This window comes from Chryseobacterium lathyri, assembly GCF_003290185.1.
GTDB classification, from domain to species: domain Bacteria; phylum Bacteroidota; class Bacteroidia; order Flavobacteriales; family Weeksellaceae; genus Chryseobacterium; species Chryseobacterium lathyri.
This window is the reverse complement of record NZ_QNFY01000044.1, coordinates 1-742: the sequence shown is the minus strand read 5'-3', so window position 1 is coordinate 742 and position 742 is coordinate 1. Positions and strand designations below refer to the sequence as shown.

At 44.1% G+C, this 742-nt stretch carries 1 pseudogene; it reads right to left on the bottom strand.

Annotated features, from left to right (window positions below):
• Positions 1-742, bottom strand: a pseudogene (locus tag DRF61_RS22445) (hypothetical protein); the annotation flags it as partial.

Below are 742 nucleotides of genomic sequence, written 5' to 3'. Positions count from 1 at the left end.
TCATAGGTATTTACCGTTCTGATTCCGTTCGCGGAAATGGAGTTCGTTACTCCCACCAGAGGATCATACGTGGTTGCCGTGACCGTGTAATTCTTCAGGGCAGGATCTTTTCTAAGATTTTCCAGAGCTTGTATAAGCGCAGGTTCGTTAGCCGGATTATCACGATCCGCATTGGAAGCGGCTATGGCAGCTGTTACTGTCGAAAGGGAGGCTACCTGGGAATAGGAGGCTCCTGAAATAACAGCAATAGGCAGGGTCTGGTAATATCCCCAGATTGTGGTTGTAGGAATTCCGTTTTTCCCGGTTACCTGTACCAGATTCCCTTTGTTGTCATAAACATCCAGTGTAGAAGCGGTAAAAGGACTCTGGTTCTGTCTGTTATAGCCGATGACAGAACTCGGGTATACATTAGCTGAATGATCAAATTTAGTTTCAGATTTTCCGATGGTTTTACCCCCTTCTTTTACTTCTGTTTCTACCGGCATTCCTGTCATATTAGCAGCCAGCAGCTTGGTGAGATTTTTGTCCTGGGCGTATTTATAGAAGCTTTCAGTTACCGTTCCGTCTGCAGCTGTAGTTTTTGAAGAGGAAGGTTTGTAATTATCTGCTCTTACATTGTTTTCACTTGAAGTTTGCAGGAAAGATGCCGCAGATCCTGAAGGATAGGCTATGGAAGTGCTCTTTGTCTGGCTGATAAATGCTGTTTTGGAATAAAATCCTTCATCGGTCTGATAATCAACAT